Annotated in this window: 12 protein-coding genes; 6 read left to right on the top strand and 6 right to left on the bottom strand. The window is 60.0% G+C overall.

What is annotated here, in order from left to right; genetic code table 11:
- Nucleotides 1–263: 263 nt before the first annotated feature.
- From hrpA to L8H52_RS03850, 4 genes are all read left to right on the top strand, one after another.
- Nucleotides 264–4,175: an ATP-dependent RNA helicase HrpA gene (gene hrpA / locus L8H52_RS03835; RefSeq protein WP_242204476.1), complete on the top strand. Its 3,912-nt coding sequence runs from the start codon at nt 264–266 to the stop codon at nt 4,173–4,175.
- 320 nt (nt 4,176–4,495) lie between these two features.
- Entirely contained in the window at nt 4,496–5,617 is a 1,122-nt protein-coding gene (locus L8H52_RS03840; protein ID WP_242204474.1) for a beta-ketoacyl-ACP synthase III, read from the top strand.
- 136 nt (nt 5,618–5,753) lie between these two features.
- The gene (locus tag L8H52_RS03845) at nt 5,754–6,365 is read left to right on the top strand and encodes an RNA polymerase sigma factor (RefSeq protein WP_242204472.1); all 612 of its coding nucleotides are present in this window, start codon (nt 5,754–5,756) and stop codon (nt 6,363–6,365) included.
- Nucleotides 6,359–6,595: a zf-HC2 domain-containing protein gene (locus tag L8H52_RS03850; RefSeq protein ID WP_242204470.1), complete on the top strand. Its 237-nt coding sequence runs from the start codon at nt 6,359–6,361 to the stop codon at nt 6,593–6,595. Before L8H52_RS03845 ends, L8H52_RS03850 begins: the two co-directional genes overlap by 7 nt.
- 145 nt (nt 6,596–6,740) lie before the next feature.
- Here L8H52_RS03850 and L8H52_RS03855 read toward each other — a convergent pair whose 3' ends face one another.
- Nucleotides 6,741–8,063, bottom strand: a complete 1,323-nt coding sequence (locus L8H52_RS03855) for a putative porin (protein WP_242204468.1) — start codon at nt 8,061–8,063, stop codon at nt 6,741–6,743.
- A gap of 282 nt (nt 8,064–8,345) precedes the next feature.
- Here L8H52_RS03855 and L8H52_RS03860 point away from each other — a divergent pair, with 282 nt between their 5' ends.
- Nucleotides 8,346–9,470: a GNAT family N-acetyltransferase gene (locus L8H52_RS03860; RefSeq protein ID WP_242204466.1), complete on the top strand. Its 1,125-nt coding sequence runs from the start codon at nt 8,346–8,348 to the stop codon at nt 9,468–9,470.
- 112 nt (nt 9,471–9,582) lie between these two features.
- Here the strand turns inward: L8H52_RS03860 and aqpZ are convergent, their stop codons facing one another.
- From aqpZ to L8H52_RS03885, 5 genes are all read right to left on the bottom strand, one after another.
- Complete coding sequence (aqpZ, locus tag L8H52_RS03865) at nt 9,583–10,278, bottom strand: aquaporin Z (protein WP_242204465.1); 696 nt, start codon at nt 10,276–10,278, stop codon at nt 9,583–9,585.
- A 306-nt stretch (nt 10,279–10,584) separates the two neighbouring features.
- Nucleotides 10,585–12,417 (bottom strand): ABC transporter ATP-binding protein, encoded by a 1,833-nt coding sequence (locus L8H52_RS03870; RefSeq protein ID WP_242204463.1) that lies wholly within the window; start codon nt 12,415–12,417, stop codon nt 10,585–10,587.
- 88 nt (nt 12,418–12,505) lie between these two features.
- The gene (locus L8H52_RS03875; RefSeq protein WP_242204461.1) at nt 12,506–13,063 is read right to left on the bottom strand and encodes a peptidylprolyl isomerase; all 558 of its coding nucleotides are present in this window, start codon (nt 13,061–13,063) and stop codon (nt 12,506–12,508) included.
- A gap of 3 nt (nt 13,064–13,066) precedes the next feature.
- Nucleotides 13,067–13,870 (bottom strand): alpha/beta hydrolase, encoded by an 804-nt coding sequence (locus tag L8H52_RS03880; protein WP_242204459.1) that lies wholly within the window; start codon nt 13,868–13,870, stop codon nt 13,067–13,069.
- Between the two features lie 14 nt (nt 13,871–13,884).
- Entirely contained in the window at nt 13,885–14,808 is a 924-nt protein-coding gene (locus tag L8H52_RS03885; protein ID WP_064119632.1) for a LysR family transcriptional regulator, read from the bottom strand.
- Between the two features lie 49 nt (nt 14,809–14,857).
- On the opposite strand from L8H52_RS03885, the gene L8H52_RS03890 reads away from it, so the two are divergent.
- The gene (locus tag L8H52_RS03890) at nt 14,858–15,172 is read left to right on the top strand and encodes a 3-phosphoglycerate kinase (protein ID WP_242204457.1); all 315 of its coding nucleotides are present in this window, start codon (nt 14,858–14,860) and stop codon (nt 15,170–15,172) included.
- Nucleotides 15,173–15,294: the final 122 nt, after the last annotated feature.

The raw sequence follows: 15,294 nt of genomic DNA on the forward strand, positions 1-15,294 counted from the left end.
TCCCCCAATCGGTCCCCTCTCCCTGAGCGAGAGGGGGCCGACCGAGGTGCCTCAAGTCGAACGCCTACCTGAAAGGCCTTGGCGATTATGGATTCGGTAAATTTCTTTCAGGTCGATGGACCTCTGGAATATCCCCCAATCGGTCCCCTCTCCCTCCGGGAGAGGGCTAGGGTGAGGGCAGCAATCCCCCAGACACGCCACAAATCCGCCAAATCTGCGACAATCCGCCCCCTGCACATATAGACGACCGAATTGCCTACCCGATGACCGACGAATCGCCCTCCATCGACAAACTGCTGAAAAACCTCGATCACGCCATGCTCGCCGACCGTCACCGGCTGCGGCGGCAGTTGCTTGAGCTGCGCAAGAAACCCGACGAGGCCAAGCTGGCCCAGTGGGTGACGCGCATGCAGGCGTCCTGTGATCAGGTGCTGGCGCGCAAGGCCAGCCTGCCGGTGATTCGTTACGACGACAGTTTGCCGATTGCCGCCAAGCGCGACGAAATCAAGAAGGCGCTGGAAAAACACCAGGTGCTGATCATCGCCGGCGAAACCGGCTCGGGCAAAACCACCCAGTTGCCGAAGATCTGTCTGGAAATCGGTCGCGGTCAGCATGGCTTGATCGGCCACACCCAGCCACGCCGGATCGCTGCGCGCAGCGTTGCCAGCCGCGTTGCTGAAGAACTCGGCACACCGCTCGGTTCGCTGGTCGGCTATCAGGTGCGTTTCGAAGATCAAAGCGATTCCAACACCCTGATCAAACTGATGACCGACGGCATCCTGCTCGCGGAAACCCAGAACGATCGCTACCTCGAACGCTACGACACGATCATCGTCGACGAAGCCCACGAACGCAGTCTCAATATCGACTTCCTGCTCGGTTACCTGAAAACCCTGCTGCCGCGTCGCCCGGATCTGAAAGTCATCATCACTTCGGCGACCATCGATCTGGAGCGCTTTTCCAAGCACTTCGATGACGCGCCGATTGTTGAGGTGTCGGGCCGTACTTTCCCGGTGGACACCTGGTATCGCCCGCTGACCCTGGAGCAGGACGAAGAGGGCAACCGCGTCGAGGATGACCTGACGGTGGATCAGGCGATCCTCGCGACCCTTGATGAGATCGCCGCTTACGAGCGCAGCGAACGCCGCAGTCCGGGCGACGTGTTGGTGTTCTTGCCGGGCGAGCGCGAGATTCGCGACGCCGCCGACATGCTGCGCAAGGCGCAAATCAAACACACTGAAATCCTGCCGTTGTACGCGCGCCTGTCGCCGGCCGAGCAGCAGCGGATTTTCCAGTCGCACCCGGGCCGTCGCGTGGTGCTGGCGACCAACGTCGCCGAGACCTCGCTGACCGTGCCGGGCATCCGTTACGTGATCGACAGCGGCACCGCGCGCATCAGCCGCTACAGCTATCGCGCCAAGGTGCAGCGCCTGCCGATCGAAGCGATCTCCCAGGCCAGCGCCAATCAGCGAAAGGGTCGTTGCGGCCGGGTCGAGCCCGGCATTTGCATTCGCTTGTACAGCGAAGAAGATTTTAACGGTCGCCCGGAATTTACCGATCCGGAGATTCTGCGCACCAACCTCGCGGCGGTTATCTTGCAGATGCTGCATCTGCGCCTTGGCGAAATCACCGCGTTTCCGTTTATCGAGCCGCCGGATGGCAAGGCGATCAGCGACGGTTTCAACCTGCTGCAAGAACTCTCGGCGGTGGACCGCAACAGTCAGTTGACCCCGCTTGGCCGTCAACTGGCGCGCCTGCCGGTCGATCCGCGTATGGGCCGCATGCTGCTCGAAGCGGCAAAACTTGGCAGCCTGCAGGAAGTGCTGATCGTCGCCAGTGCCATGTCGATTCAGGATCCGCGCGAGCGGCCGCCGGAGCGTCAGCAAGCCGCCGATCAGGCTCACGCACAGTGGAAGGATGTCGATTCGGACTTCGCCGGTTTGGTAAATCTGTGGCGTGGTTTTGAGGAGCAGCGCCAGGCACTGACCGCGAGTCCGCTACGCAACTGGTGCCGCAAGAATTTCCTCAACTATCTGCGCTTGCGCGAATGGCGCGATTCCCATCGACAGTTGAGCCTGATCTGCCGCGACATGCAGTTGAGTCTGAACAAAGAGCCGGCGGATTATCCGAAACTGCACAAAGCGGTGCTGGTCGGCCTGCTGAGCCAGGTCGGTCAGAAAACCGAAGATGGCGATTACCTTGGCGCGCGTCAGCGGCGCTTCTGGATTCATCCCTCGTCGGGCATCGGCAAGAAGCGCCCGCAATGGCTGATGACCGCCGAACTGGTGGAAACTACCAAGCTCTACGCGCGCATGGTCGCGAAGATCGACGCCGACTGGATCGAGCCGCTGGCCGGGCATCTGATCAAGAAAAATCACTTCGAACCGCACTGGGAGAAGAAGCGCGGCCAAGTGGTGGCGTTTGAACAGATCACCCTGTTCGGGCTGATCGTCGTCGGCCGCCGGCCGGTGCATTACGGTCCGGTCGATCCCGTCGTTTCGCGTGAGCTGTTTATCCGTGAAGGTCTGGTGCGTGGCGAGATTCAGTCCAGAGCCAAATGCCTGACGGCCAACCAGCAACTGCTGGAACAGCTCGACGAACTGGAAGCCAAGGCCCGTCGCCGCGACATTCTCGCCGACGAAGAAACCTTGTACGCGTTCTACGATGCGCGGCTGCCGGCGGAGATTCACCAGACCGCAACGTTCGACAGTTGGTATCGCATCAACAGTCAGAAAGATCCGCAGTTGTTGATCATGCGCGAAGAAGACGTACTGGCTCGAGAGGCCAGTGAAGTCACCGCGCGCGATTACCCGGACACCCTGCACATCGGTGATCTGGAACTGGCGCTGACCTATCACTTTGAACCCAATCACCCGCGTGACGGTGTGACCCTGCGTGTGCCGGCGCCGCTGCTGCCGATGCTGCCGCCAGAACGTCTGGAGTGGCTGGTACCGGGGCTGATCGAGGCCAAGTGCATCGCCCTCGTGCGCAACCTGCCGAAAGCGCTGCGCAAGAATTTTGTGCCGGTGCCGGACTTCATCAAGGCTGCATTGCAGCGCATGACCTTTGCCGAAGGCTCGTTGCCGCAAGCGCTGGGCCGTGAGCTGTTGCGCATGACCGGCGCGCGGGTCAGCGATGAAGCGTGGGCGGAAGCTGAGCAAGGGGTTGAAGGGCATCTGCGGATGAACCTGGAAATCGTCGACGGCCAGGGCAAGTTTCTCGGTGAGGGGCGCGATCTGGCCGAGCTGACCGCGCGGTTTGCCGAAGCCAGCCAGGCCGCGTTGGCCGTGCCGCAAACTGCGAAAAGCCAGCAACCGGTCGAGGCCAAAGTCTTCGCGCCAGTGGCGGAAAAGACTCAACAGAAGATCGCCGGGCTGTCGATGACGGTGTATCCAGCGTTGGTCGAAGAGGGCGGCACGGTCAAGGAAGGGCGTTTCTCGACCCCGGCCGAGGCTGAATTCCAGCATCGTCGCGCCTTGCAGCGTCTGTTGATGCAGCAACTGGCCGAGCCGGCCAAGTTCCTGCGCGGCAAGCTGCCGGGGCAAACCGAGCTGGGCTTGCTCTATCGCGAGTTGGGCCGCGTTGATGCGCTGGTTGAAGACATTCTGCTGGCCAGCCTCGACAGCTGCATTCTCGAGGGCGAAGACCCGCTGCCGCGTGATGGCGCCGGGTTGGCGGCACTGGCCGAGCGCAAACGCGGCAGTTGGACCGAGCATGCCGAACGGGTGGCGCGGCTGACGCTGGAGATCCTCAAGGTCTGGCACGGTCTGCAAAAGCGTTTCAAGGGCAAGATCGATCTGGCCCAGGCCGTGGCGTTGAACGACATCAAGCAGCAGATCAACAATCTGGTTTACCCGGGTTTTGTCCGCGAGACGCCGATGCAGTGGCTCAAGGAACTGCCGCGTTACCTGAAAGCCGTCGAGCAGCGTTTCGAGAAACTCGGCGCGCAGGTGCAGAAGGATCGCGTCTGGAGCGGCGAACTCGCCGGTCTCTGGGCGCAATACCAGACCCGCGCGGCCAAACATGCGCAGGAAGGCAAACGCGATCCGCAGCTTGAGTTGTATCGCTGGTGGCTGGAGGAATACCGGGTGTCGCTGTTTGCCCAGCAGTTGGGCACCAAGGTGCCGATTTCCGACAAGCGCCTGAGCAAGCAGTGGACCCAGGTCGAACCGTAACGCTGATCGTTCCCACGCTCCTGCGTGGGAATGCCTCTGGGGACGCTCCGCGTCCAGTGACGCGGAGCGTCACGGGGTGCATTCCCACGCAGGAGCGTGGGAACGATCATCCGTGTTGATCTAGAGAAAGGCGCCAAAAGGCCCCGTTTATGGCAAACTTCGCGACCATAAACGCCGGTTTCGCGACCCAGAGCCTTCGGCCGTGGTGCGAGACGGAATAAAGCGATGCCAGGTTTGCGTCCCCCGGATGGGAATAGACCCTTTGTGTGTTGGTACGACGGTTCCAGCACTTTCTGCCTGAACAGATTAGAGAAACGACCATGCATAACGTCGTCATCAGCGGCACCGGCCTGTACACCCCGGCCAACAGCATCTCCAACGAAGAGCTGGTGCAGTCTTTCAACACCTACGTCGCCCAGTTCAACGCCGACAACGCCGAGGCCATCGCCAGCGGCGAAGTCCAGGCCCTGACCGAATCCAGCGCCGCGTTCATCGAAAAAGCCTCGGGCATCAAAAGCCGCTTTGTCATGGACAAGGACGGCATCCTTGACCCGCAACGCATGGCCCCGCGCCTGCCGGAGCGCTCCAACGACGAATGGTCGGTGCTCTGCCAGATGGCCATCGGCGCTGCCGAACAAGCCTTGCAGCGCGCCGGTAAAACTGCCGCTGACATCGACGGCGTGATCGTCGCCTGCTCCAACCTGCAGCGCGCCTACCCGGCCATCGCCATCGAAGTCCAGGAAGCTCTGGGCATTCAAGGTTTCGGTTTCGACATGAACGTGGCTTGCTCCTCGGCGACTTTCGGTATTCAGGCCGCCGCCAACAGCGTGCAACTGGGCCAGGCCCGGGCGATCCTGATGGTCAACCCGGAAGTCTGCACCGGGCACCTGAACTTCCGTGACCGCGACAGCCACTTCATCTTCGGCGACGCCGCGACTGCGGTGATCATCGAGCGTGCTGACACCGCGACGTCCAAGCACCAGTTCGACGTGGTCAGCACCAAGCTGCTGACCAAGTTCTCCAACAATATCCGCAACAACTTCGGCTTCCTCAACCGCGCAGCGGAAGAGGGCATCGGTGCCCGCGACAAGCTGTTCGTGCAAGAAGGCCGCAAAGTGTTCAAGGATGTCTGCCCGATGGTTGCCGAACTGATCGGCGAGCATCTGCAAGAGAACCAGCTCAACGTCGGCGATGTGAAGCGCTTCTGGCTGCACCAGGCCAACCTGAGCATGAATCACCTGATCGTGCGCAAGCTGCTGGGCCGCGAAGCCACTGAAGAAGAAGCGCCGGTGATTCTCGACACTTACGCCAACACCAGCTCCGCAGGTTCGGTGATTGCCTTCCACAAGTATCAGGATGATCTGGCGAGCGGTTCGCTGGCGGTGCTGAGTTCGTTCGGCGCCGGTTATTCGATCGGCAGCGTGATTCTGCGCAAGCGTTGAAAAGGGTTTAATTTCCCCTTAATCGCGCCGACCTTTCCTACATCCGAATCGGCTCAAACGCTGTAATTTTTCGGAAATGGCGGCAGGTGAAAACCTGCCGCTATCATTTTCGGAATCGGCACAAGGAGATTTTTGGATGGCGGCTGACGACACCCAACTGCTTGCGCGCCTGCTGGCAGGTGAGCAACAGGCTTTCAAGGAACTGGTGACGACGTATCAGAGCGCCATGCGCGCCGTGGCGTACGCCATTGTCGGCCAGCGTCATGTCGAAGAAGTGGTGCAGGACGCCTGGCTGTCGGTGGTTCGCCACATCGCCAGTTTCGAAGGTCGCTCCAGTCTCAAGACCTGGCTGTTGACCATCACGGCCAACTCAGCCAAAAGTCGTTATAAACAAAATCGCCGGGAAGTGTTGATGGACGATTTGCCATCGCCCCACGGCACGATCGACGACGACCGCTTTTCTCCCGGTGACGGCCATTGGCTGGTCGCCCCGTTCGCCTGGCACCAGGACACACCGGAAGCGCTGCTGACCGAGAGCGAATTGCGCGACTGTCTGGAGCACACCTTGTTGAATCTGTCGGAATTGCAAAGCAGCGTTTTGCTGTTGCGTGAGCGCCAGGGGCTGGAGCTGGAAGAGATCTGTAATCTTCTGGAGATCTCGCTCTCCAATGTCCGTGTGCTGCTGCATCGTGCGCGGCTGAAAGTCTTCGCGACCGTGGAGCATTTTGAGGAGACCGGGGAATGCTGACCTGCAAGGAACAAGTGGCGCGCTCCAGCGATTATCTCGATGGCCAATTGAGCTTTCGCGAAAAGCTGATGGTGCGTCATCACCTGATGTTTTGCCCGAACTGTCGGCGTTTCATTCGTCAGATGCGTTTGATGCAAGCCACCTTGAAGGCGATGCCGGAGAAACCGGAGGAGGGGGTGGATGCGTTGGCTGAACGCCTGGCGGCGCAGCGGCGGGACGATAGCCCGTGAAAAAACACAGCCCGATGCAGCGCCAGCGAACGGATGATGGGGATCGCTGTAACTGCACCGGGCTGCAGGAAAATCAGCTTCGATCGGCAAATCGCAAGGGGAGCGGTGACTTGCAGTTTGTCGCTCGAAGCTTGTCGCTGTTTTCTTAGAACTTGGCTTCCGCGTCCAGCTGCAGGGTGTTGGCGTCAGCATCACGCTGAGTACGGCTGGCGAAGTCGGCTTTGGTCAGGAAGTACGTAGCGCCAATGGCGAAGTTCTTGTCGATGTCGTAACCGACCTTGAACTTGTGGCCACGGGAACCGGTGGTGCCGTTGGCGAAGTCGGAGTCGGTGAAGGCGCCGACCACGGCGTTGCGCTGCACGTCACGATAGTTGTAATCGAGGTTCAGGCCGAAGACTTTCGACTTGGCACCCAACAGCCATGCAGTGTCCTGATCGGTCACGGCATCGTTGTTCTTCACGTACTGACCGTAGAACGACAATGGCATCGGCAGACCGCCGATGTCGACCTGGCTGAACCCTTCATACAGACGGAATTCGTTGTTGGCCGAGTTGCCGTTGACCGCCAGTGCGCACGGCGTGGAAGTCCCGGTGCAACGGCTGTCTTCGTCGTTCTGGTAGGCGTAGACGCTGCCGCCCACGGTGACTTTCAGGTTGTCGGTGATGTTGAAGCGGCTACCCAACTGGCCAGCGGTCAGACGCAGGTCGTGACGGAATTGCACGCCATCGCCGTCGACGTTGTCCTTGAGGTTGTAGTTACCCAGGCTGCCGAACAGTTCGGCGCTGCCGCCCAACGGGTATTTGTAGGTGACGGCCAGACCTTCCGGGTTGATGTCGCTATCCCAGATCACGTCGCCCATGCTGACCCACGGCTGGAGCATCTTGCCGCCGATGATATGCAGGTTCTTGATCTGATCGGGGTGGTAGTCGATGTAGCCGAGGTCGAGCCAGATCTGCTTCTTGTCGAAGTAGTTGTCCTGGTCCTGGTTGGTGGAGCGGGCATCGTCGCCGCCGCCGGTGGCGATACGAATGCCGGTGTCGACCTGCGGGTTGATCTCGGTGTAGGCACCCAGACGGGCACGGATACGCTGACGATCCTTGTCGCGGCCGCCGTTGTTCGGCTCGCCGTCGATCTTGATGGTTTCCTGACGAATACGTACGTCGCCCTTGAACTGGGTCTTCGCGGCCCAGGCCAGTTTCTGGTCGAAAGCGCTTTGTTCGGTGCTCTTCTTCGCGACAGCCGCGACTTGTTCGTTGGTCTCTTGCTGCGCCTGCTGCGCGATTTGCTGAGCCTTCTGATCCTTGGCCAGTTCAGTTTGCAGTTCGATGTACTGCGCCTGGGAAATGGAACCGTTAGCCTTGAGCATGTCGAGCAGTTTGGCGTCGACTGCGGCACTGGCCGGAACACTCATGGCCAGCAACAGGCCGCCACACAGGGCCGCCGCAGTTTTCGTGGAAGCAAGACGCATAGCAATCTCCGAAGATGAGAGGGATGGCTGAACCATCCCGGGCACAACCGACGATTTGAACGTCGGAAAACAGTGTCCGGGTAGAACCCGGCGCTCTAAAAACAGGCGCCAGTATCGCGATCGTTTATGACAGAGCAGTGGCACGATGATGGCAGGTTGATGACGATATCGATTCGCCCTGAACTATTGATCTAGAGCGCTGTCGGCCGATTGCGGGTGTGCAATGCCGCGCAATCGGCGATACTCGCCGGGCGCTGAAGTCCTGTTGTGGAGAGCTTGTTGATGCCGTTGCAACGCCTGCAAAACCTGTCGCAAATCGCCTCGGCAAGCTGGGATGCACTGGTGCCTGAAAGCCAGCCGTTTTTACGCCACGCTTTTCTCAGCGCGCTGGAAGACAGCGGCAGCGTTGGCCCCCACAGTGGCTGGCAGCCGGAGCATTTGCTGCACATCGAGGACGATCGTCTGATCGCCGCGTTACCCAGTTACCGCAAGTGGCATTCCTACGGTGAGTACGTGTTCGATCACGGCTGGGCCGACGCCTGCGCCCGCGCCGGCATCGATTACTACCCCAAGCTGTTGACCGCCGTGCCGTTCAGTCCGGTCAGCGGCCCACGCTTGCTGGCGGCCAATGTCGAAGACGGTTTCGAACTGCTCAAGAGCCTGCCCGGCTATCTGGAGATCGAAGGGCTTTCCAGCGCGCACATCAATTTCACCGACGCTTTTACCGACGCTGCGATGGCCGAACAGCCAGGCTGGCTGCAACGCATTGGCTGTCAGTATCACTGGCAGAATCGCGGTTACCGCGACTTTCAGGATTTCCTCGACGTGCTCAGTTCGCGCAAGCGTAAACAGATGCGCAAGGAACGCGAGCAAGTGGCGGGGCAGGGCTTTGAATTTGAGTGGCTGGAGGGGCGCGAACTGGACGAGGTGCAGTGGGATTTTGTCTACGCCTGTTACGCCAATACCTACGCGGTGCGCCGTCAGACCCCGTATCTGACGCGGGAATTTTTCAGTCTGTTGGCCGAGCGCATGCCCGAAGCGATCCGCGTGGTACTGGCCAAACAGGGCTCACGGCCGGTGGCGATGGCGTTCAGCCTGGTCGGCGGCGACAGTTTCTATGGGCGTTACTGGGGATGTCTGGCGGAGTTTGATCGACTGCACTTCGAAACCTGTTTTTATCAGGGGATGGATTATGCGATTGCCCAGGGTTTTCAGCGTTTCGACGCTGGCGCCCAGGGCGAGCACAAGCTGATTCGCGGGTTCGAACCGGTGATCACCCATTCATGGCATTACCTGCGGCATCCCGGTCTGAAAGCAGCGGTGAAGGATTTCCTGCAACAGGAACGTGCTGGCATCCTTGCCTACGCCGAGGAAGCGAAAACAGCGTTGCCCTACCGCCAGACATAAGTCCCTGTGGGAGCGAGCCTGCTCGCGAAGGCGTCGTGTCAGTCGACATATACGTTACTGACAGAATGTCTTCGCGAGCAGGCTCGCTCCCACAAAGGGATTTCATACGCCCTCAGGTTTCTTCCTTGCCCAACCAGCGATAGATCCCGCCACCGACCACCGCACCAATCAAAGGCGCGACCCAGAACATCCACAACTGTGCGATCGCCCAGCCGCCGACCATCAGCGCCGGCCCCGTGCTGCGGGCTGGATTCACCGAAGTGTTGGTGACCGGAATCGAGATCAGGTGAATCAGGGTCAGACCCAGGCCGATAGCGATCGGGGCCAGTCCGGGAGGTGCGCGTTTATCGGTGGCGCCGAGGATGATGATCACAAACATTGCGGTCATCACGAGCTCAGTGACAAACCCGGCCGCCATCGAATACTTGCCCGGCGAATGCTCGCCATAGCCGTTGGAGGCGAGGCCAGAGGCGATATCGAAGCCTTCCTTGCCACTGGCGATGTGGGCGATCAGCGCCGCCGCGATAATCGCGCCGAGCACTTGGGCAATGATGTAAGCGGGCAACTCTTTGGCCGGAAACCGACCGCCGACGAACAAACCGACCGAGACGGCCGGGTTGAGGTGACATCCGCTGATGTGGCCAATGGCAAACGCCATGGTCAGCACCGTCAGACCAAACGCCAGGGCCACCCCCAGCACCCCGATTCCCAGCGGTGAAGACGCGGCGATCACCGCGCTGCCGCAACCACCCAATACCAACCAGAACGTACCCAACAACTCAGTGACTGAACGTTTGAACAGAGACATGAGAGCGTCCTTGATAGCTTCGCTATCGAGACTGCATCGAGTTGTGCGTCCTTGCAGACTTACGACAGGTTCCGTTCCGGAACCTTGGCTGAGTACAGCAGGCTTTTGGTGGATTTCCAGCGGCCACAAAAAAACCGCCAGCGCCCGTGGTTGGCGGGCTGTGGCGGTTTTATCCAGTCGGGACTGCGCACATCCCCTGTGGGAGCGAGCCTGCTCGCGAAAGCGGTGTATCAGTCAACATCAATGTGACTGACAGACCGCCTTCGCGAGCAGGCTCGCTCCCACAGGTTTACGTCGGGCGAACTGTCAGTCGATGCCGACAAACCCCCCGGTCTGATGCGCCCACAGCCGTGCATACAACCCACGGTGAGCCAGCAATTCAGCATGGGTGCCGCTCTCGGCAATCTTGCCGTTCTCCAGCACCACCAGCCGATCCATCCGCGCAATGGTCGAGAGTCGGTGCGCAATCGCGATCACGGTTTTGCCCTGCATCAGGGTTTCCAGGCTTTCCTGAATCGCCGCTTCGACTTCCGAATCCAGTGCCGAGGTCGCTTCGTCCATGATCAGGATCGGCGCGTCCTTGAGCAGCACGCGCGCAATGGCGATGCGCTGGCGCTGGCCGCCGGACAGTTTCACCCCACGCTCACCGACATGCGCATCAAAGCCTGTGCGGCCCTCAGCGTCCGACAGCAGCGGAATGAACTCATCGGCGCGCGCCTTGTGCACCGCATCCCACAACTCGGCGTCGGTCGCATCCGGTTTGCCGTACAGCAAGTTGTCGCGGATCGAACGGTGCAGCAGCGAGGTGTCCTGGGTGATCATGCCGATGCGCGCACGCAGGCTTTCCTGGCCGACTTCGGCGATGTTCTGGCCGTCGATCATAATCCGTCCGCCCTCGACGTCGTACAGGCGCAGCAACAGGTTGACCAGCGTCGATTTACCGGCGCCGGACGGCCCGATCAAGCCGATTTTTTCGCCCGGTTTGATGTTCAGGTTGAGGTCGCCGATGATCCCGCGCTTCTTGCCGTAGTGAAAATCCACGTGCTCGAAACGCACTTCGCCACGGGCCACTTCCAGCGGTTTGGCCTGCTCGTGATCGGTGACGCTGACCGGTTGCGAGATGGTCTGTAAACCGTCCTGGACCATGCCGATGTTTTCGAAAATGCCGGTGACCACCCACATGATCCAGCCGGACATGTTGACGATGCGAATCACCAGACCGGTTGCGAGGGCAATCGCCCCTACAGTGATCAGCGATTGCGTCCACAGCCACAAGGCCAGGCCCGTGGTGCCGACGATCAGCAGGCCGTTCATGGTGGTAATGGCGATGTCCATGCTGGTCACAACGCGGCCCGCCAGTTGGGCTTTTTCGGTCTGCTCTTCGATTGCTTCGCGGGCGTACTGTTGCTCGTAATTGGTATGGGCGAACAGCTTCAGGGTGGCGATATTGGTGTAACCATCGACGATCCGCCCCATCAGTTTGGAGCGGGCATCGGAGGACACCACCGAGCGCTCCTTGACCCGCGGCACGAAGTAACAGAGCGCGCCAATGTAAGCGGCGATCCACGTCAGCAACGGAATCATCAGGCGCCAGTCGGCCTCGGCAAAAAGCACCAGCGCGCTGATCGCGTAGATCAGCACATGCCACAACGCATCCACTGCTTGCACCGCAGAGTCACGTAGCGAGTTGCCCGTCTGCATGATGCGTTGGGCGATACGACCAGCGAAGTCATTCTGGAAAAAGTTAAGGCTCTGCTTGAGCACGTAGCTGTGGTTCTGCCAGCGAATCATGCTGGTCATGCTCGGGCTCAGGGTCTGGTGCACCAGCAGGTCGTGCAGGCCGACAAAGACCGGGCGCAAGATCAGCGCGACCACGGCCATCCAGGCCAATTCCAGGCCATGCTCCTGAAAGAAGTTCGGGTTCGGCGCGCCTTGGGCGAGGTCAATGATGCGACTGAGGTAGCTGAACAACGCCACTTCGATCAAGGCGCCGAACAGTCCGACGGTGAGCAGGGCGGCAAAACTCGGCCAGACCTGCTTCAGGTAATAGGTGTAGAAGGGCAGCACGCGATCCGGCGGGGATGCCGTGGGGGCGTCGCGGAACACGTCAATCAGTTGTTCGAAACGGCGATAGAGCATCAGATAACCGCCCGGAGTACGGGCTCTCCTTTTATCGGTGTGAGCGGCGTGAGGTTGAATTCACGCCGCTCGATACGCCCTGTACAGCTTAGTCGATGACTTTGGCCGACTTGATGAACACAGGGTCGGAAGGCACGTCTTTCATGCCGCTTTTGGTGGTGGTTGGCGAGTTGACGATGATGTCGACAACGTCCATGCCTTTGACCACTTTGCCGAATACTGCGTAGCCGTCGCCCTGGTCGAGGAAGTCGTTGTCCTTGACGTTGATGAAGAACTGGCTGGTCGCCGAATCAGGTACGGAAGTGCGAGCCATGGACAAGGTGCCACGAACGTTAGCCAGACCGTTTTTGTGTTCGTTCTTGATTGGAGCCTTGGTTTCTTTTTGCTGCATTTGTTGAGTGAAGCCGCCGCCCTGGACCATAAAGCCCGGGATCACACGGTGGAAAATCGTGTTGTTGTAGAAACCGCTGTTGACGTAATCGAGAAAGTTCTTGGTACTGATCGGCGCCTTGACCGGGTCCAGTTCGATTTCGATCTGACCGTTGGTGGTGTCCAGCAGCACGTGCGGTGCCTTGGCTGGCGTGGCAGCCATCAGGTTGGCGGCAAACAGCACAGTACCAGCGGCGAGGGCGAGTTTTTTCAGCATGGGTCAGTGATCCTGAGATTGAATATCGGCTGCGGCGAGAAACTCCAGCAGCGTTTGGTTGAAGCGTTCGGGTTGATCGAGCGGGGTGGCGTGGCGTGAATCGGCGATCACCACCAGCCGCGCATTCGGCAGCAGTTTTACATAGGTTTCTTTCAGCGCGACGGGTGTGTAGTCACGGTCGGCGCTGATGACGAGCGTTGGACAGGACACTCGGGAAAGTCGTTCCTGAACCCCCCAGCCAACAATTGCGTCGAAGCTGGCGAGATAAGCACGTTTGTCGTTTTTTGCCCAGCGTTCGGCCATTTTCTGCCGCAGATCCGCCTGCTCCGGCTTGGGAAAAAGTTTGCCACCAAGGGCTTTGCCGATGGTCGCGAGGCTGAGCACACGCATCAGGATCCAGCGTTTGAACCACTGCCAATAATCGTCGCGGCTGCGTATTTTCACCTCGGGTGCGCTGTTGACGATGGTCAGGCTTTTAAGCAATTGCGGCTGATCGACGCCGAACTGGAAGCCGATCATGCCGCCCATCGACAGCCCGACATAATGCACCGGGCCAAGGTTCAGATGCTCGATCAGGGCAAGCAGGTCGGCGCTGAAACCGGCGATGCTGTAGCGCTCGCGCGGTTTGTCCGAGCGCCCGTGACCGCGAATATCCGGGACGATCACCCGGTAGTGCGCGGCCAGTGCCGGGATCTGCATTTCCCAGTCCAGCGTGCTCGAACCGAGCCCGTGAACCAGCAGCAACGGCGTACCGTGGCCATATTCCTCGTAGTGCAGGTTGCAACCTTCGTGCTCGAACCAGGCCATCGGTGAACTCCGTGTCAGGCTTGTTCAGGGGCGGCGAACGGTGCATCCAGCGGCAAGGTGTCGAAGGTGCGCAGCAATTCGATGAGGATTTGCGTGGCCGGGCCCAGGGGTTTGTCCTTGTTCGAGTACAGATAGAAGCTCGGGTTGCGACTGCCACCCTGATCCAACGGTAGCAGCTTGAGCGTACCTTCTTTCAACTCCCGTTCGATCATGTGCCGTGGCAGCCAGGCAAAACCGAGGCCGCTGCTGACGAACGTCGCCGCCGTGGCGAGGCTGCCGACGGTCCAGCGCTGCTCGGCGCCGAGCCAGCCAACGTCCCGTGGTTGCTGACGACCGGAGTCGCGGATCACCACCTGCATCTGGGTTTCCAGATCCTGAAAGCTCAGTTCGCGATTGAGCCGATGCAGCGGGTGGTCGGGATGGGCGACGGCGACAAACTCGACGTCGCTCAATTCCGCACCGAGGTAACCGGGAATGCTCAGGCCAGTGATCGCCAGATCGGCCACGCCTTCGAGCAGCACTTCCTCGACACCCGACAACACTTCCTCACGCAGACGCACGCGGCAGCCGCGACTCTGCGGCATGAACGCGGTCAACGCGCGGACGATACGCGCACTCGGGTAAGCAGCGTCGACCACCAAACGGACTTCAGCTTCCCAGCCTTGCTCCATGTGGTGGGCAAGGTCTTCCAGTTGACTGGCTTGTTTTACCAGTTGCCGCGAACGGCGCAGCAATACGCCACCGGCTTCGGTGAGCACGGCTTTACGCCCGTCGATGCGCAGCAACGGCACGCCGAGCTGGTCCTGCATGCGGGCGACGGTGTAACTCACCGACGATTGCGAACGGTGCAGGGCCTCGGCGGCCTGGGCGAATCCGCCGTGGTCGACCACGGCCTGCAATGTTCGCCATTGATCAAGGGTCACGCGGGGCGCTTTCATCAATAGCTCCTCTTGTCCTAAGCTGGCCGTCCCTCATGGAGACTGCCGAATGAAAAAATTCTGTTGTGTGCTGTTGGCGATGCTGCCGCTGACGGCTTTTGCTTATCCGATTGATGTGCAGAAAGATCTCAACGGCATGAAGATCGATTACGAGACCTTCGACACCGATAACGACATCGGCTCCATCCGGGTGGCTAACTACGGTGACGTCGATGCGGCCTGCAAAGCGGTTTTCCAGAATGGTCCGGAAGCACCACGCACGCGCAACATCGATGTCCCGGCCGGCAAGCACAAGAACGCCACGGCCAAGTTCAATCGCTCGATTATCAAACTGCGCATCAAACTGAGCTGCACTCCGAAATAACACTGTATTTACCTGTGGGAGCGAGCCTGCTCGCGAAGGCGTAGCGTCAGTCGACACATTTTCTGACCGATATACCGCCTTCGCGAGCAGGCTCGCTCCCACAGGGCACAAACTGCATCTAA

Source organism: Pseudomonas sp. CROZ-RG-20F-R04-15, from assembly GCF_022662375.1.
Classification (GTDB): Bacteria; Pseudomonadota; Gammaproteobacteria; order Pseudomonadales; family Pseudomonadaceae; genus Aquipseudomonas.